This is a genomic window from Marinilactibacillus piezotolerans (genome assembly GCF_900169305.1).
Lineage (GTDB): Bacteria > Bacillota > Bacilli > Lactobacillales > Carnobacteriaceae_A > Marinilactibacillus > Marinilactibacillus piezotolerans_A.
The window spans coordinates 1291422-1310187 of sequence record NZ_FWDP01000004.1 but is presented as its reverse complement, the minus strand read 5'-3'; the positions used below and the strand labels follow the sequence as shown (position 1 = coordinate 1310187).

Sequence of the window (18766 nt, the reverse complement as noted above, 5' to 3'; positions counted from 1 at the left end):
TTTAGATTGCCGATACCTGTTCAAAATGATTGGGCACCTGTATTGAAAAAAGTAGAAGATACGGATGCCTATCAGGAGCTGAAACAATTTCTCATTGATGAATATAATACGGAAACAATCTATCCTAAAAAAGAAAATATCTGGCAGGCTTTTGAGTGGACTCCCTATCACGAGGTCAAAGCGGTTATATTGGGGCAAGATCCCTATCATGGTGCCAATCAGGCGCATGGGCTGGCTTTTTCAGTGAAGCCTGAAGTGAAGCTGCCGCCGTCACTCAAAAATATTTATAAAGAACTTCATGATGATTTGGGCATTGAACCTGTCAGTCATGGATATCTGAAGAGCTGGGCAAAACAAGGGGTCCTGCTGCTCAACACTGTTTTGACCGTTCGAGCTGGAGAAGCACATTCTCATAAAAATAAGGGATGGGAACTGCTGACGGATGAAGTGATCAGAGCATTGAATGAAAGACAAAAAACGGTTGTATTCATTCTATGGGGTTCCCCTGCACAAAAAAAGAGAGCCTTAATCGATGAAACAAAACACAAAATTGTCTCTTCTGTACACCCGAGTCCGTTATCTGCATATCGAGGATTTTTCGGATCGAAACCTTTTTCTAAAACCAATGAACTACTGATTGAAAGCGGGCAGGAACCGATCGACTGGAAGATACCTGAAGATCCGAGCGCGGAATAAGACTTTTTCTGTAAATAAATAAAAAGAAGTGTTATGATAAAAAAGTAAAAACATATTTTGGAGGGAACAACAGTGGAATTATTCGAAAGTTTAAAACAGAAAATCCATGGAAAAGAATTGAAAATCGTTTTTCCTGAAGCTCTAGACGAACGTATCCTGGGAGCGGCGGTTCGCTTGAAATCGGAAAAAATCTTGAATCCTATCCTTTTAGGCAGTCATGAAGAAGTGACAAAAGCAGCGAAAGATCACGGATTTGATCTAGAAAATATTGAAATTGTAGACCCTCAAACCTATGACAAATATGATGAAATGGTTGCTGCATTTGTTGAACGCCGTAAAGGTAAAGCAACAGAAGAGCAAGCACGTGAACAGTTAAGAGATGTAAACTATTTTGGAACAATGCTGGTATATATGGACCTTGCTGACGGTCTAGTCAGTGGTGCGATCCATTCAACAGGTGAAACCGTTCGACCTGCACTTCAAATTATCAAAACACGTCCTGGTGTAAGCCGTACTTCAGGTGCGTTTATCATGCTTCGCGGTCGTGAGCAAGAAAAATACTTGTTCGCTGATTGTGCAATCAATCCTAATCCAGATGAAAATGTCTTAGCTGAAATCGCAGTAGAGAGTGCGCGTACAGCTAAAATGTTCGATATTGATCCTAAAGTTGCAATGTTGAGCTTTTCTTCAAAAGGATCTGCTAAAGCAGACGAAGTAACGAAAGTCCAAAATGCAGCAAAACTGGCGAAAGAAATGGCACCAGAATTTGAGATCGATGGAGAATTACAATTTGATTCAGCGTTTGTTCCAGCAGTTGCGCAGCAAAAAGCGCCTGAATCAAACGTTGCTGGTGAAGCTACAGTATTTGTTTTCCCAGAGCTGCAGTCTGGAAATATCGGCTACAAAATCGCTCAACGTTTAGGCGGATTTGAAGCAGTTGGACCAATCTTGCAAGGATTGAACAAACCTGTTTCTGACTTGTCCCGCGGATGTATTGAAGAAGACGTTTACAAAACAGCAATCATTACTGCCAACCAGTCTATCTTAGACTAAGCAGGCAGCGTATATAAAGTATATCAGATGATTAAAGAGCTTTACTTGGACAGAAGGTGTCCAAGTAAAGCTCTTTTTTATGAATAACTTCAGTAAATAAAAGAAATTATTAATAAAAGTTGGGACTTTGAAACCTGAATTATCAGTAGATCAAATGTTTAAATCCTGTAAAGTTTTGAGCAGTATATCTGCCTTTGTTAAATGCCTCACTTTCAATAACAGACCATCATGGAACGATTTAATCGCAAATGAAAAAGAATCAAACCAACTTTTAGTGAAAACAGTCACTAACTTAGTGTAAGTCATATAAATAGGATTATCTTATCAAAAATGATATATTCATTACTAGCGGGAAGCCTTTTCAACAAAAAATAAAGGAGAATGCATAATGGAAAAGTATATTTTGTCGATCGATCAAGGCACGACAAGTACAAGAGCAATTATTTTCGATCAGGATGGTCAACCGAAATGGAGTTCACAAAAAGATATCGAACAATTTTTTCCGGAACCAGGCTGGGTAGAACATGATGCCAATGAAATCTGGCTGAAGACACTGCAGGTTATTGCTAGTGTGATGATAGAATCAGGACTCGAACCAGAAAATCTTGATAGTATCGGAATTACGAACCAGCGTGAAACAACCGTTATTTGGGATAAAGAAACAGGCGTACCGATTTATCATGCAGTTGTCTGGCAGTCTAAACAAACTTCTGAAATTGCAGACCAATTAAAAAATGATGGACATACAGAAACGATTCATAAAAAAACTGGTCTGATCATTGATTCTTACTTTTCAGGAACTAAAATCAAATGGATTTTAGATAAAGTTGAAGGATCAAGAGAACGTGCTGAAAATGGAGAGCTGTTGTTTGGAACAATCGATACTTGGCTGCTGTGGAAACTGACAGGCGGAAAAGTTCATGCAACGGATTATTCAAATGCAAGCCGTACTATGCTCTATAACATTTATGAAATGGATTGGGACAAAGATATCCTTGAGTTGTTAGATATTTCTGAAAAAATGCTGCCCGAAGTTTTACCGTCTTCAGGAGTGTTTGGTGAAACAATGGAAGCAGTATTCCATGGAACCAGTGTCCCTATTGCGGGTATCGCAGGCGACCAGCAAGCTGCTCTGTTCGGTCAAACGGCTTTTGACAAAGGAATGGTCAAAAATACTTACGGAACAGGTGCTTTCATTATCATGAACACCGGAAAAGAACCGATCCAGTCATCCAATGGACTGTTGACGACCTTAGCTTATGGGTTGAATGGTGAAGTTTATTATGCCCTTGAAGGCTCGATTTTCGTTGCAGGATCTGCATTGCAGTGGCTGAGAGATGGAATGGATATGTTCAGAGAATCTCCAGAATCAGAAGGATATGCAGAAAAAGTAGAGACCACAGACGGTGTTTACGTTGTTCCAGCATTTACAGGATTAGGGGCGCCTTATTGGGACCAAGAAGCACGCGGGGCTGTATTTGGATTGACTCGAGGAACAACGAAGAGCCATTTCATTAGAGCAACGCTAGAATCACTTGCTTACCGAACAAGAGATGTAGTTGATGCAATGAACGAAGATGCAGGGCTGAAAACGGAAACGATGCGCGTAGACGGTGGAGCGAGTATGAATGATTTCCTTATGCAGTTCCAATCTGATATCCTTGATGTAGATATTCAACGTTCTAAAGTCATGGAAACAACGGCATTAGGAGCTGCTTATCTTGCAGGTCTGGCAACTGGGTACTTCAAAGACCAAGAAGAAATCAAAGCAAAATGGGAAGAGGCAAGTTCCTTCCAACCGAACATGGATGAAGAAAGACGTGAAGATTTGTATGCTGGATGGCAGGCAGCTGTTGAATCTGCACGGACGTTCAAGTTCAAACCTAAGAAAGTCAACCGAGAAGAATAATTATTTCAAGAAAGGGCTGAGTGCAGGATGACTTTTTCGGCTCAAACGCGAAAAGACAATATTGACCAACTGAAGCAAACGGAATTAGATCTGCTGATTATCGGTGGAGGAATCACGGGAGCAGGACTGGCCTTGCAAGCAGGAGCTCGTGAAATGAAAGCCGGCATGATCGACATGCAGGATTTCGCGGCAGGAACATCCAGCCGTTCAACGAAACTAGTACACGGTGGTCTTAGATACCTTAAGCAATTCGACGTGGAACTGGTTGCGGATGTGGCTCAAGAACGTGCAGTTATTGGCAAGAATGTTCCTCATGTCGTTCAACCTAGTTATATGCTGATGCCGGTCTATGATGAACCAGGTGCTTCCTTCAATGAATTTTCAGCAGAAGTCGTGTTGCATTTGTACGATTATCTGGCGAAAGTCGATGAAGAGTGGGCACATTATATGGTCGATAAAGAGCAAGTTATGGAAGAAGAACCGGACTTGAGAACAGAAGGTCTGGAAGGCGGCGGATTTTATCTGGACTATACAAATGATGATTCACGCTTAACAACAGAAATCATTAAGAAAGCACATGATCTGGGTACACTGATTGCTAACTATGTCATGGCAAAAGACTTTATCTATAACGATCAAGATAAAATTGTCGGGGTCAAAGCGGAAGATACTTTGACAGGAGAAACCTTTGAAATCAAAGCTTCTGTTGTAGTCAATGCTACTGGTCCGTGGTCAGATATTGTCCGCAAACAGCTGAAATTTGATACGAAGAAGAAACTGTTCCCTACTAAAGGCGTTCACTTTGTTGTTGATCATAGTAAAATTCCAATCAAGAGAACGGTTTATGCTGATACAGGAATGGAAGATAATCGCATGATGTTCTTCATTCCTAGAAGCGGGAAAACATACTTTGGAACAACGGATACACCGTTTGAAGGAGAATATGAAGATCCTAATATTACTCAAGAGGATATTGACTACCTGCTTAAAGCAGCTAACTATCGGTTCCCGGAAGCCAATATTACGATTGAGGATATTGAAGGCAGCTGGGCAGGACTGAGACCCTTGATCCAAGACGAAGATAATTCTGATCCTTCAGGTATTTCACGTGGTCATGATGTGTTTGTCTCAGAAGGCGGGTTAGTGACCGTTGCCGGAGGAAAGTTGACAGATTACAGACGTATGGCGAATGATACGTTTGAAACCATTGATCAAGAGCTTTCGCAACTGGATAAAACGTTTAAACAGGTCGATACAGCTGATATTCATTTATCTGGCGGAGACCTTCCAAATGGAAAATCTTTCAGTGAGTATGCCGATGAACAAACGAAAAAAGGATTGGATATCGGACTTAAAGAAGATGAAGCTCGCGCTTTGGTAAATTGGTATGGAACAAATGTAGAAACGGTTTATAGTCTGAAAGAGAAAGTTGCTGATTCAGCGTTACCGTTGAAAGATGCTTTACAGTTGGAATATGCGATTGAATATGAAATGACGCTGCTCCCAGAAGACTTCCTTGCTCGGCGTACCGAAACACTATTATTTGACACACCGCGCATTGAAGGCTTAAAAGGACCACTTGTTGATCTTTTCGCAGAACGGTTCAACTGGAGCGCAGAAGAAAAAGAAAAGAGAGCAAATGAAATCGATCAAAAAGTAGCAGAGACGACCTTAAGTCAATTTAAGTAAATGGAATAAGAAGGAAGGAAGATGAAGCTGGTCTTCCTTTCTGGCTTATTTATTTAAAAGCAGAATGTGTATTTGCGCTTATAAATCGAGTCAGCATTGAAAGACCATTGTTACATAGATGACTCTCTTTCAATAGGCTGACGGTCGTACAGCTAAATGCTTTTTTATAAAGGGTTTAAATCATTAAATATGAAAGGGGTATAATTTATGGATACATCATTATGGCAGCAACTGATTGGAGAGTTTTTCGGAACAATGATCCTGGTTCTTTTAGGAGATGGGGTCGTTGCAGCCAATGTACTGAAAAAGACAAAGTCTGCTGAAACAGGCTGGTTATTAATTACGATTGGATGGGGGCTTGGTGTTACGATGGCCGTTTATGCCATCGGTTGGCTTTCTCCTGCACATATCAACCCTGCTGTTACATTAGGAATGGCTGTCGCTGGAGAATTTGCCTGGGCATCTGTAGTTCCTTATATCGTTGCACAGGTTGCAGGTGGTTTTGCCGGGGCTGTTCTTGTGTGGTTGCACTATATGCCGCACTTTGCAGAAACGAACGACCAAGAATCTATTCTGGCCGTATTCTCAACTGGACCTGCGATTCGTCACAGTGCCTGGAACTTAATCTCTGAAGCGATTGCCACCACTGTATTAGTCTATGGGCTGCTTGCATTTACTCAAGGTCAGTTCACAGAAGGCTTGAACCCGCTAGTCGTCGGACTGCTGGTTACAGCCATTGGTATTTCTCTAGGGGGAACCACTGGATATGCAATCAATCCAGCTCGTGATTTGGGTCCAAGAATTGCACATCAAGTATTACCGATTGCAAATAAAGGGACATCTGACTGGGCTTATGCATGGATTCCAATCATCGGACCATTCATCGGAGCAGTTGCTGGTGCCGGAATCTTCTTGCTCATTACTATGTAATTGAACAAACACTTAAAAAGATAAAGCTGAAAAGAACCATGAACCGTATTCATAACGGGGCATGGTTCTTTTTTATAGGAAAATAGCTTTATCGGAAAATTAATAAAGCATTTGAATATAATTTGTAATATGATAATTCAAATAGAGTTTTAATTGAAAAATCATAAAAGGAGTGTAAATATGAATGTTAAACAGATTCATTTAGGACTAGTGCCTAAATTGATTGTAGCAATTATACTGGGCGTTATCATTGGGCAATTATCTTTTATACCAGAAAGTGTACTAAGAATACCTGTTACATTTTCCAGCTTATTCAGCAGTCTGCTGGCTTTTGTTATTCCTTTGATGATTATCGGATTTATCGTCAAAGGGATCTCTGATCTGACAGAAGGAGCAGGAAAGCTGCTTGGAATTGCCACGCTGATTTCATATGGATCGACGATTCTTGGAGGGCTGGCAGCTTACTTTGCAGCCTCAAATATCTTCCCGCTGTTTATTGCAAGTCAAGTGAATACGGATGTGCAAGATACAGCAGAAGGATTGACGACTCTTTTTGAAATTCCGTTGGAGCCGATGCTGGATGTAACCTCTGCGATTGTCTTTTCTTTTATTATGGGCATGAGTATCTCTTGGCTGAGAGGTCAGAAAAAAGGAGAGACACTCTATCATGTATTTGATGAATTCAATCAGATCATCATTAAAGTATTAAATACTGCCATTATTCCTTTGCTGCCTTTTTTTATTTTCGGAAACTTTGTAAATTTAAGTTACACTGGACAAGTTTTTGAGATACTATCCGTTTTCTGGCGTGTCTTCCTGATCGTTATTGCACTGCATATCACACTGATTGTTCTATGGTTCACTGCAGCCGGGGCATATCGCAAGAAGAATCCGCTCATATTGCTCAAGAATCAGCTGCCTGGTTATTTTACAGCAATTGGAACACAATCTTCTGCAGCGACGATTCCAATCAATCTGGAATGTGCAAGAAAAAATGGAGTTTCAAGCAAGATCCGGGAGTTTATGATTCCTCTTTGTGCGACGATTCATCTGCTGGGTAGTATGGTAACCGTTGTTTCCTGTGTCTATGCTGTTTTGTATATGTACGGTATGCCGATTCAATTCCAAATGATGTTCAGCTTTATTGCAACACTTGGTATTGCGATGGTGGCAGCGCCAGGTGCACCGGGCGGCGGCATCATGTCAGCTTTGCCGTTTTTGACTATTGTTGGGATTGACCCGACAGGGACTTTAGGAAATCTTCTGATCACACTGTACCTTACACAAGACAGTTTCGGCACAGCAGCGAATGTTTCCTGTGATAACGCCATTACTCTTGTGGTAGAAAAAATTTATTATCAATATATTGCTAAAGAAGAAGTAGAAGCTGTAGCGCAAGGTAAAAAAGCTGCAGTGAAACGAACGTGATGAATGTTCTATTGGTAGAAATCTGATTATAAAGAAAAAAGATCTACAAAGTATTTGGAATATTTCCTAGCTTTGTAGATCTTTTACATATTTAAGAACTTTCTCGTACTATTAGCGAAGTATTGACTTGAATATGTTTATGAGCATTAGAATTTTGAATTTGTTTTTCTAAAAGATCAAGAGCCTGAATAGCCATCTCTTTTTTGTCTACTTGTATAGTAGTCAGTTCTGGAGTTGTGACTCTACTTTCAGGAATGTCATCAAATCCGACTACTGAAATTTGTTCAGGGACATGTATATTTGAATTTTTCAAGTACTTAATCAAGCTGATTGCCATATAATCATTTTCACAGAAAATAGCTGTAGGTAAATCTTCAACATTCAAAAAAACCGCATCTAATTCTGATCCTTCTTGAATTTTCATTGCGGGTAATTTGAAAATGTAGTCATCAGAAATTGATAATCCTTCATTGTGAAGTTTTGAAAAGAATCCTTTTTGTCTTTCTTTAAAATTAGCAATTCGTGGAATACCCATTATATATCCAATTTTTTTATGTCCTTTATCTATTAAGAACTCTGCAGCTGAATATCCACCTAAAAAGTTGTTGATCGAAACAAAATTTGCATCAACATCAGAGTAGTGAGTATCTAAAATTACAAGATTTTTAAACTGTTTTCTTATGAGATTAATATTAGGTTTATCAATGTTTGTTCCTAAGAGTATGATTCCTTTGGATTTCTGTACTCTTTCTGCAGCTTCTAATTCCTCTAAAAGCGTTCTTTCATCAAAAGTTGAAATGACTAAATCGTAAGGGTAATCACTAATACTTGAAGATAAATGGCTTATTAATTCATTGAAAAAAGGCAGATTATAATATTGATCTGTTATAAGGTCAGGACTTTTGGATATAATAAACCTAATAGTAGATTTATTGTTAGTACGGTTAGATGTACTTCGTAGTGGTTTATAGTTATATTCTTTTGCAATAGCTAATATTTTCTCACGCGTTTCATTGCTTACACCAGGCTTTCCATTTATAGCTAAGGAAACAGCTGATTTAGAAACATTGGCTAGTTGAGCTATATCTTCAATTTTCATTTTCATTTCTCCTACCAACTAAAATAACTTACTAAAATTATATCATTTTTAGTAAAATTAACAAGCTAAAGTATTAGCTTTTAGCATAAATAAAGGTTTTTATATAAAAATAACTAAAAATAGCATAAAAGAAAGCGATTAGTTTATATAAAAGAATTGACTTATTTTAGTAGATGGGTTATTCTTTTGTTAAAGAAAGCGATTTAAAAATATTAGTTTTCAAATAGAAAGGATAGAAGAATATGGATTATGATAAATTAGCAGCCATAATAATAGAGAAAGTGGGCGGGGAAAATAATGTAAATGATGTTATTCACTGTGCCACTAGATTAAGGTTTAACTTGAAAGATCGTAGTAAAGCAGATACAGAAGAAATAAAGAATTTAGAAGATGTGATAACAGTTATAGAGAGCGGTGGTCAATATCAAGTAGTCATCGGAGATCAAGTTTCTGAAGTGTACAAACATGTTATCAATATATTAGGGATAAACTTTAAAGATGAAGTTGATGCAAAAGATTTCGATCAACAAGAAGATCAGTCTATTTTTGATAAAATATTAGGCATTGTTTCAGGGATTTTTACACCAGTTATAGGAATACTAGCCGCTTCGGGTATTTTGAAAGGGTTTTTAACAGCACTTATAGTAGTAGGATTAATTGATGATACAAGCGGTGTATATCAAGTTCTATTTGCAGCTAGTGACGCATTCTATTACTTTTTGCCAATATTTCTAGGTTTTACAGCTGCTAAAGTCTTCAAAACAAATCAGTTTATGGGTGCTGCGATGGGAGCGGCACTGGTTTATCCGACTCTGGTAGAAATGGCCACTAGTGGAGCGCAGTTATCGTTCTTAAATATACCGGTTGTTCTAATGAATTATACTCAGTCTGTTGTACCGGTCATTGTATCTGTATATTTTTTGAGTGTTGTAGAAAAATTCTTAAACAAAGTTATACCTAAAACATTGAAAATGATATTCGTACCTTTATTAATATTGATCATCGTGGTACCTATTTCATTAATGGTTGTAGGACCAGTTACGCAAACAATAAGTAATCTTTTGGCTGATGGAGCATTAGCGCTTTATGGATTAAGTCCATTAGTAGCGGGACTACTTTTAGCTTCCATCTGGCAAGTAACGGTTATATTCGGTTTACATTGGGCGTTTATTCCTATTTTTATCAATAATATTTCTGTTTATGGTTTTGATCCGATTAATGCAATGTTGTACTGTACTGTATTTGCTCAAACAGGGGCAGCATTAGCTGTAATGCTTAAGACAAAAGATGCTAAATTGAAAGGGCTTGCGACTACTGCAACGATTTCAGGATTTCTGGGAATAACTGAACCAGCAATTTACGGAGTTAATCTCCCTACGAAAAAACCATTCATTATGGCTTGTATTGGATCTGGTGTTGGAGGAGCGATTGCAGGAGCGTTCGGTGCTAATATGTTTGGTGGATTTGCATCAGGAGGAGTTTTCGGTATTCCAATGTTTATAGATCCATCAACTGGAGTTACAGCAGGGTTCATAGGATTTTTGATCTCTCTTGGCGCAGCATTCCTGATTTCAACATTGTTAACATATTTTATTGGGTTTAAAGAAGATAAAGTTTTAACTAAGTAAAAAAAGTAAAAGGACAGGTGGTATTTTGTTGTTAAGAGTAAGTGATAATAAAAGAAGTTTACAACTAGATAATAAACCTTTTTTCTATTTAGCTGATACGGTTTGGAGTGCGTTTACTAATATTGAATTAAATGATTGGGCATACTATTTAGATAAGCGGAAAGAACAAGGATTTAACGTTCTGCAAATCAATATAATGCCGCAATGGGATCGCAGTGTAACCAAAGAAGTGGTTTATCCTTTTGAAGTAGAAGATCAGTACTTTAATATCAATAAAATGGATGAACATTATTTCGATCATGCTGAAAAAATGCTTGAAATAGCTCAAGAAAAAGGCTTCATTCCTGCATTAGTCCTTCTTTGGAGTAATTATTTACCAGAAACTTGGGCTGGAAATATGGAAAAAACCCCTTACTTTAGAAAGCAAGATGTAAGAACATATACGGAAAAAATGGTTAATCGATTCAAAAAATATAATCCGATTTATTTAATTAGTGGAGATACAGATTTCCTTACTGAAAACGTAGTAGATTATTACCTGAGGTGTTTAGAAGCTACGCAAGCAAATGATGCTGATAGTTTAAAAGTGTTGCATATAAAAAGAGGATTGAAAGATATTCCAGAAAAACTTCTCAATCATCCAGATCTAGATATGTATTTTTATCAATCCGGTCACAATTTGCAGTATCAAAATGTAGCGTATGAATTTGCTGATTATTTTTATAATGAATCACCAATTCGTCCTACGATCAATTCTGAACCTTGTTATGAATTAATATCCTATAGTAGGAATTTGTATGGTCGTTTTAGTAGAGAAGATGTAAGAAAAGCAGCTTGGCAGAGTATTTTATCCGGAGCCTTTGCAGGTATAGCCTATGGAGCTCACGGAATCTGGAGTTGGCATGAAGTAGGTAGCGTGTTTGGTTCCGATCTTGGTGAAGGGTTTGCTCCACCTTACAATTGGAGAACAGCGCTTAACTTTGAAGGAGCAAACGATTATGGGTTTTTGAAAGAATTTTTCACTAAAGAAAATTTAGTAGAATTAAAGCCAAATCAAGAGTATCTAATAAATGATATAGCAGATATTAGAATTTCTGAAAGTGAAGATAAAATTTATATTTATTTGCCAGTCAATATTCCTCTCTCGATAAAAGGAGTGTTTGAGTCGTCAACTGATTATGCCATTGATTTAGAAAATAAAGTCAATATTCCAATCAAGAAAAAAGCTTCTGAAGGAATAACAAAAATCGAAATGACTTCCATTATTAAAGATAGCGTTATTGTGTTGAAAAAATGACTAAAGGAATGAATATAGTGAAAAAAGATAAAGTGAAAATTGGCTTTGCTCCAACAAGAAGAAATTTATTTAGTGCAGAAACTGCAATGGAATATGCTGACCTGACAAGAAAAAAACTTGATCAACTTGATATAGATTATATCGATATAAAAGATATTAATGACGATGGTCTTTTATACGATGATGAAGGTGTGGAGAGAATCTATAAAAAATTTACAGATGAAGGAATTGATGGTTTATTTGTTGCTAACGAAAATTTTGGTAATGAATGGGCGGTTGCAAGATTAGCAAAAAAATTAAATGTTCCAGTTTTATTATGGGGACCAAGAGACGAGCATCCAGCAGAGGATGGGTCGCGATTACGAGACAGTCAATGTGGTCTGTTTGCTATAGGAAAAGTGCTTAGACGTTTTCAAGTACCTTTCACATACATTCCAAACTGTGATTTAGAAGACGAAACATTTTCTCGTGGAGTCAAAGTTTTTGAAAAAGTATGTAACGTAATTAAAGTCTTTAAAAATACTAGAATTTTGCAAATCGGAACAAGACCTTTTGATTTCTGGTCAACAATGACAAATGAGGGCGAGCTGCTAGAAAAATTTAATATTCAGTTGTCTCCTATTCCATTGCAAGAATTGACAAAAGAAATTGATCGAGTTTTAGTGGAGGAAAAAAGCAAACTAGCGGAAGGAATTGAAAACCTTCGCAGTATTGCTATTGTTGAAATTGCTGATGATAAAGTAGAGATGGTTATAGCATTGAAAGTTGCAATCAGGAATTTAACTGAAAAATATGGATGTAATTCAGGCGTTATACAATGCTGGACAGCTTTACAAGATGAAATTGGCATCTTACCTTATGCAACGGAATCACTTTTACAAGATGAAGGGTTGCCAGTAACTTGTGAAACTGATGTGCATGGTGTGATTTCGGAATTGCTTGTAGAAGCAGCAACTTTAGGAGAGCATAGAGCGATGTTTGCAGACGTTAATAATCGTCATCCTCACAATGATAATGGAGAATTGCTGCAACACTTAGGGGTGTTCCCTTTCTCTACTGCTAAAGACAAACCTGTACTACCTGAAAGTCACTTTGTTTTTGACTATCCTGGCTCTGTTGCATTCGAAGCTAAACCTGGAACTTTAACACTTTGTCGTTTTGATGGAGACAATGGAGAATATTCATTACTGATGGGAAATGCTGAAGTGATTGACGGACCTTATACGCAAGGAACTTATTCATGGGTTGAATTTGATAACTTAGCAAGATTAGAAACAAAATTAGTATACGGTCCTTATATCCATCATGTTGCAGTCGTTCATGCTGAAGTTGTACCTGTACTATATGAAGCTTGTAAATATCTTGGGATTACTCCAGATTTTTATGATCCAATTGAAGAAGAGGTTCAAGGATATCTAAGAGGAGAGTAAATATGGATAAAACTGTAAAAAAATTAGAAATTAAAGCTATTGAAATTCGCAAATCAATTATGGAAATCATTGAATATGGACAGAGTGGGCATACTGGATCTGACATGTCTTGTACAGATATTCTGACTACTCTTTATTTTCAAATGATGAATATAGATCCTAACACACCAGATGACCCAGACAGAGATCGTTATATTCAAAGTAAGGGACATGCGGCTGAAGCTTTATGGGCTGTGTTGGCTGAAAAAGGATTTTTTCCGAAAGAAGAACTAAAAACATTCTATTCATTTGGATCTCGTTTAATCGGACATCCGAATAATAAAGTAGAAGGAATAGAAATGAACACAGGTTCACTAGGACATGGGCTTTCACTTTCTGTCGGTATTGCATTAGCTGCTAAAAAAGATAATAAATCATACCATACGTATACATTATTGGGTGATGGGGAATTAGCAGAAGGATCAGTCTGGGAAGGCGCAATGGCTGCAGCTCATTATAAATTAGATAATCTGACTGCAGTTATTGACAGAAATGGACTTCAAATTACAGGTAAAAGCGAAGAGGTAATGGGAGTAGATCCGCTAAAAGAAAAATTTGAAGCATTTGGATGGCAAGTTATTGAAATTGATGATGGGAACTCGATTGAACAGTTGCTGAATTCATTTAATACTGCTCATGAAAAAGGAAAACCTAAAATGATTATTGCTCATACTACAAAAGGAAAGGGATTATCATTTGCTGAAAACCAAATTAATTGGCATCACAAGGTTGCTACTGAAGAAGAATTTACAGGAGCAATGAAGTCGTTCGATAGTCAATTGGAGGTGCTGAAGAATGACATTTAAAGAAAATAATAGCATTCCCAACAGAGAAGTTATGTGTAAAGTTCTTCTGAAAGAGGGAAAAGAAAATAGAGATATTACTGTTTTGACAAGCGATTCAAGAGGATCTGCTAAATTGGCCGACTTTGCAGAAGCGTTACCTGATCAGTTAGTAGAGGTTGGGATTTCTGAACAGAATATTGTTAGTATTGCAGCAGGCATGGCTCATAGTGGTAAGAGATCTTTTGCTGTTTCACCTGCAGCCTTTCTGAGCATGCGAAGTATAGAACAGGTGAAAGTCGACGTAGCGTATTCTGATACCAATGTTAAACTCGTTGGAATAAGTGGAGGTGTTGCGTATGGACAATTAGGCATGAGCCATCATTCGCTACAAGATCTTGCAGTGACACGAGCAATTCCAAATTTACAAGTGATGATGCCAGCTGACCGCTTTGAGACTGAAAAGATGTTTGAAGCATTGTGTCACTCAGATCAACCAGCGTATATTCGTATTGGACGTAATCCAGTAGAAGATACGTATGATTCTACAGATTATGATTTTGAGATTGGGAAAGCAGTTACTTTGAAAGATGGCGATGACATAACGATTATTGCCTCAGGAGAAACTGTGCGACCAGCATTAGATACTGCTGAACGATTAGAAAAAGAAGGGATTGCTGCTAGAGTAATCAATATGCACACAATCAAACCATTAGACAGAGAAGTGATTATAAAAGCTGCAGAAGAAACGAAAGCCATTATTTCTGTGGAAGAACACAGTATTTATGGAGGGCTTGGAGGAGCAATTGCAGAAACTTTAAGTGATCAACACTCTGTTCCTCATAAAATTGTTGGAATAGCAGATGAGCCAGCTATTACTGGTAATAGTCAAGAAGTATTCAAACATTATGGGCTACATCCGGATCATCTAACAAAAGTAGCAAAAAATCTATTAACAAAAATATTATAAAATTACAGCATTGTATCTAATAAAAATATTGGGTACAATGGCTGTTTTTGAAAAATGTAAGCGGATTATTTTAATTTTAGATAAAGTATTTGGATAATGATGACTTATATAAGAAAGAAGGAAAGATTATGGATACTCAACGCTTAATTAATAGCGGGCAATTAATTGCATCAAAGATACAGCAAAATAGATATATGTCAGCTATTTCAAATGGACTTGCTTCTTTGCTTCCGTTGATGGTTATTGGAGCTTTCAGTTCATTATTAGCTTCTATGCAAATCTGGAAATACCAAGAGTGGATTGATCCTATAAGAAGTTATATTGCGCTTCCTTCAATGTTTACAACAAGTATGCTTTCAGTGTATGCAGTATACATGATTTCTAATCGGCTTGCTATGACATTTGACATGGACGGTATAATACCAGGCATTGTTTCTTTACTCGCTTTTTTTATTATTACTCCCGTTACCAATATTGAAATAGATTCTCAATCGATTGCTGCTTTAAGCTTTGAATGGCTAGGTCCACAAGGATTATTTGCAGCTATTATAATTTCATTAACAACATGTCGACTGTATGTATGGATTGTAAGAAAAGATATTGTGATTAAAATGCCAGATAGTGTTCCGCCTACAATTTCTAGAAGCTTTATTGGTTTAATTCCAGCTATAGTTATTTGTATATTATCTGTAATTCTTTATTGGATTTTTGAGAATACAGAATTTGGTAGTTTACATCAAATGGTTTATTCAGTGTTACAACTACCATTACAAGGGTTGGGAAATTCAATTTGGTCAATGCTGTTTGCTGTTTTTTTGATGCAAATATTGTGGGTTTTGGGGATTCACGGAGCAATAGTTGTTATGTCTGTAATGACTCCTATTTGGACAGCACTTGATCTTCAAAATTTAGAAGCATTTCGAGCTGGTGTTGAGCGACCAAATATCATTTCAGGAATGACAGTTTATAGCATGCTGCCTCCGATGATTGGTTTTGTTTTAGTCTTGTTATTCTTCACAAAAAGTAAAGAATTAAAAGTTATTGCTAAACTTGGCGCACCTGGAGCTCTTTTTGGAATACATGAACCACTTATGTTTGGAGTACCTTTTGTTTTAAATCCGATTTTGGCTATTCCCTATATTTTATCTCCAATTGTATGTTTACTTGTAGGCTATATTTTAGTTGTATTCAACATTTTACCGATCGGTTTTGGTATTACACTTCCTTTTGGGACTCCGATAATACTACAAGGATTTCTAGCTGGAAGCTGGAAGTATGCACTTTTACAGGTATTGCTAGTACCAGTTTGTATGTTAATTTATTATCCTTTTGTAAAAAAACTAGATAAGCAAAAACGTGAATTAGAAAATCTTGAAATTGATATAAACACAAAATAAAAACTGAAGAAATAACTTATAGAATAGAATTCAAATATAAGTATGAATTTTGAGAATGCAATGGAGGAGATAAAATGAGATATTTTAAGAATACAATTGGCAAAAATAATGCAGAAATTACTTTTTATTTACATGAACCGAGTGATGAAATTGATAAAAATAGAAAATATCCAGTTATGGTGGTGGTACCAGGTGGTGGTTATATGTGGACCTCTGATCGAGAAGCTGAGCCAATCGCTTTAGAATTTTTTGCTAAAGATTATCATGTAGCAGTAGTACGTTACTGCACAGAAGGATTGGAAGCTTATCAATCTAAAGCTGACTTACCAAAGGAGCCTGTATCTCAATTCCCGAATCCTTTATTAGAGTTAGCAGAAACTCTATCACTATTAAGAGAAAATAAAGAAAAATGGTTTATAGAAGAAGATAAAATATCTGTATTAGGATTTTCAGCAGGTGGTAATTTAGTAGGGTTACTTGGAGTTTATTGGAATGAAAATTGGTTAGAAAAATTAGTGGGAAGAAAAAAAGCATCTTACCAACCAAATCATATCATAATTGCTTATGGAGCGTTAGATTTAACTAACTCACAAGACGAAGAAAGTCTTATATCTTTAGCTATTACTGGGAAACTAAAAGCAGGAAAAGATGATTTAATGAGAGTTTCTCCAGTTTATCATGTAAATAAGTATACTCCACCGGCTTTCATTTGGCATACAGGAGAAGATCCTCTAGTGGAAGCGGCGGATTCTTTAAAATTTGCGATGGCAATGGATGAAAAAGACAGACCATATGAGCTTCATATATACGAAAAAGGAGTCCATGGTGTGGCTTTGGCAGATAGCCGAACAAGTAGAAAAGAAAATCAAAGTAATAAACAAGCATCTACATGGGTAAATTTGCTCATAGGGTGGTTGAATGCACAACAATAGCGTAGTGGAGGGAATATTAATTGGATGTTAAAGAAGATTATAGAGTGATTATTGATCAGAGCACTTCAGGAACTAAGCTTCTTTTGGTGTCAATAAATGAAGAAGGCGTTCCTCTGATTAAAAAAAGAATTGATAAAAGTCATAAGCAAATTTATCCCAAAAAAGGGTGGGTTGAGCATGATCCGTTAGAAATTTTAGAAAATGTAAAATCGTTGTTTAATCAGTTACTTGACGAAACGGTATTACAAAAAGAAGATGTTAAAAGCATCTCATTGACGAATCAGCGAGAAACAATTGTTGTCTGGGATAAAAATACTGGGAAACCATTACACAATGCTATGGTATGGCAATGTAACAGAAGTTTAGATATTTGTAAGCAGCTTATCAATAGAGGGAAAGAAGCTGTTGTACAAAAGAAAACGGGGTTAAAAATAGATACATATTTTTCAGCTCCTAAATTAAGCTGGTTGTTTCAATCTTTTCCAGCGATTAGACAAAATCAGAATTTAGCAGTGGGGACAATTGATTCATGGTTGATTTGGAACTTGACCAATAGAAAAATATTTGCAACGGATAGTAGTAATGCTTCTCGCACATTACTCTATAATATCCATACAGAGAGCTGGGATAAAGAACTTTGCGAATTGTTTGATACGCCAATTGAATCTTTACCTGAAGTTTACTCTTCGGATAGTCAGTTTGGCAGTTTTGAAGGTATTCCGATTGTCGGAGTAATAGCTGATTCACAAGGAGCTTTATACGGACAAGGATTAACAGAAAAAGGAGATGTGAAAGCAACTTTAGGCACAGGATGTTCTGTCTTGATGCAAATAGAAAGTGATCTAGATTCAGGAAATGAGACAATCTTGAAGACGATTGGATGGAAAATTAATAATAAAACTTCCTACGCTTTAGAAGGTATTATCCGATCATGCACAGATACTTTGAATTGGATGTCAAATGAATTAGGATTATTTGAAACAGTCTCAGAAGGATCAGAAAAGGCTTTTTCAATTTCAGACAGTGATGGCGTTTATATTGTGCCAGCTCAATTAGGTTTAGGAGCGCCTTTTTGGGAACCGGAACCAAATGGAGCGATAGTGGGATTGGGCCGTAATAGTACAAAAAATCATATTATTCGAGCTGGTTTTGATACGATAGTTTATCAAATAAAAGCAGTTATTGACGTAATGGAAGTAACGAGTCAGATAAAAGTAAGGAAAATCAATGTTGATGGTGGAGCTATCAAAAATAATCGCTTAATGCAGTTACTGGCTGATGTATTACAAAAGAATATAGTACTAAACACTAAAGAAGAAATGTCAGCATTAGGAGCATTAAATCTTGCAGTCAAATTGAAAACGAAAAATGAAAAACTAACTATTTTTTATCCTATAACTGATAAATCAGAGGATTATAAACAATGGTTTGATGTAGTGACTAAATACGTTTAGTGTCCTATTATCGATGGTGATTATACTCAAAGT

General features: G+C 36.8%; 15 protein-coding genes. 14 read left to right on the top strand and 1 reads right to left on the bottom strand.

The window, feature by feature from the left end:
* The first annotated feature begins 6 nt into the window (after positions 1-6).
* From B6F02_RS09970 to B6F02_RS09945, 6 genes are all read left to right on the top strand, one after another.
* The gene (locus B6F02_RS09970) at positions 7-696 is read left to right on the top strand and encodes a uracil-DNA glycosylase (RefSeq protein ID WP_080147191.1); all 690 of its coding nucleotides are present in this window, start codon (positions 7-9) and stop codon (positions 694-696) included.
* A gap of 72 nt (positions 697-768) precedes the next feature.
* Positions 769-1749 (top strand): phosphate acetyltransferase, encoded by a 981-nt coding sequence (gene pta / locus B6F02_RS09965; RefSeq protein ID WP_080147190.1) that lies wholly within the window; start codon positions 769-771, stop codon positions 1747-1749.
* Positions 1750-2137: 388 nt separating this feature from the next.
* Positions 2138-3658, top strand: coding sequence for a glycerol kinase GlpK (gene glpK / locus B6F02_RS09960; protein WP_080147189.1), 1521 nt, complete (start codon positions 2138-2140; stop codon positions 3656-3658).
* Positions 3659-3685: 27 nt separating this feature from the next.
* Complete coding sequence (locus tag B6F02_RS09955; protein ID WP_080147188.1) at positions 3686-5347, top strand: FAD-dependent oxidoreductase; 1662 nt, start codon at positions 3686-3688, stop codon at positions 5345-5347.
* A 207-nt stretch (positions 5348-5554) separates the two neighbouring features.
* Positions 5555-6277, top strand: coding sequence for an MIP/aquaporin family protein (locus tag B6F02_RS09950; RefSeq protein WP_080147187.1), 723 nt, complete (start codon positions 5555-5557; stop codon positions 6275-6277).
* Between the two features lie 180 nt (positions 6278-6457).
* On the top strand, positions 6458-7705 hold the full coding sequence (locus tag B6F02_RS09945) for a dicarboxylate/amino acid:cation symporter (RefSeq protein ID WP_080147186.1): 1248 nt from the start codon (positions 6458-6460) through the stop codon (positions 7703-7705).
* Between the two features lie 91 nt (positions 7706-7796).
* Here B6F02_RS09945 and B6F02_RS09940 read toward each other — a convergent pair whose 3' ends face one another.
* The gene (locus B6F02_RS09940; RefSeq protein ID WP_080147185.1) at positions 7797-8804 is read right to left on the bottom strand and encodes a LacI family DNA-binding transcriptional regulator; all 1008 of its coding nucleotides are present in this window, start codon (positions 8802-8804) and stop codon (positions 7797-7799) included.
* A gap of 242 nt (positions 8805-9046) precedes the next feature.
* Between B6F02_RS09940 and B6F02_RS09935 the strand changes: the two genes are divergently transcribed.
* From B6F02_RS09935 to B6F02_RS09900, 8 genes are all read left to right on the top strand, one after another.
* The gene (locus tag B6F02_RS09935; protein WP_080147184.1) at positions 9047-10432 is read left to right on the top strand and encodes a PTS transporter subunit EIIC; all 1386 of its coding nucleotides are present in this window, start codon (positions 9047-9049) and stop codon (positions 10430-10432) included.
* 28 nt (positions 10433-10460) lie between these two features.
* Positions 10461-11729, top strand: a complete 1269-nt coding sequence (locus B6F02_RS09930; protein ID WP_080147183.1) for an apiosidase-like domain-containing protein — start codon at positions 10461-10463, stop codon at positions 11727-11729.
* Positions 11730-11746: 17 nt separating this feature from the next.
* Positions 11747-13159, top strand: a complete 1413-nt coding sequence (locus tag B6F02_RS09925; protein WP_372924831.1) for an L-fucose/L-arabinose isomerase family protein — start codon at positions 11747-11749, stop codon at positions 13157-13159.
* A 2-nt stretch (positions 13160-13161) separates the two neighbouring features.
* Complete coding sequence (locus B6F02_RS09920; protein WP_080147182.1) at positions 13162-14004, top strand: transketolase; 843 nt, start codon at positions 13162-13164, stop codon at positions 14002-14004.
* A complete protein-coding gene (locus tag B6F02_RS09915; protein ID WP_080147181.1) occupies positions 13994-14950 on the top strand; it encodes a transketolase family protein in 957 nt (318 codons plus the stop codon). Before B6F02_RS09920 ends, B6F02_RS09915 begins: the two co-directional genes overlap by 11 nt.
* Before the next feature lie 128 nt (positions 14951-15078).
* Positions 15079-16347, top strand: coding sequence for a PTS sugar transporter subunit IIC (locus tag B6F02_RS09910; protein WP_080147180.1), 1269 nt, complete (start codon positions 15079-15081; stop codon positions 16345-16347).
* 74 nt (positions 16348-16421) lie between these two features.
* Entirely contained in the window at positions 16422-17279 is an 858-nt protein-coding gene (locus B6F02_RS09905) for an alpha/beta hydrolase (protein WP_080147179.1), read from the top strand.
* A 20-nt stretch (positions 17280-17299) separates the two neighbouring features.
* Positions 17300-18733 (top strand): FGGY-family carbohydrate kinase, encoded by a 1434-nt coding sequence (locus tag B6F02_RS09900; RefSeq protein ID WP_080147178.1) that lies wholly within the window; start codon positions 17300-17302, stop codon positions 18731-18733.
* Positions 18734-18766 lie beyond the last annotated feature (33 nt).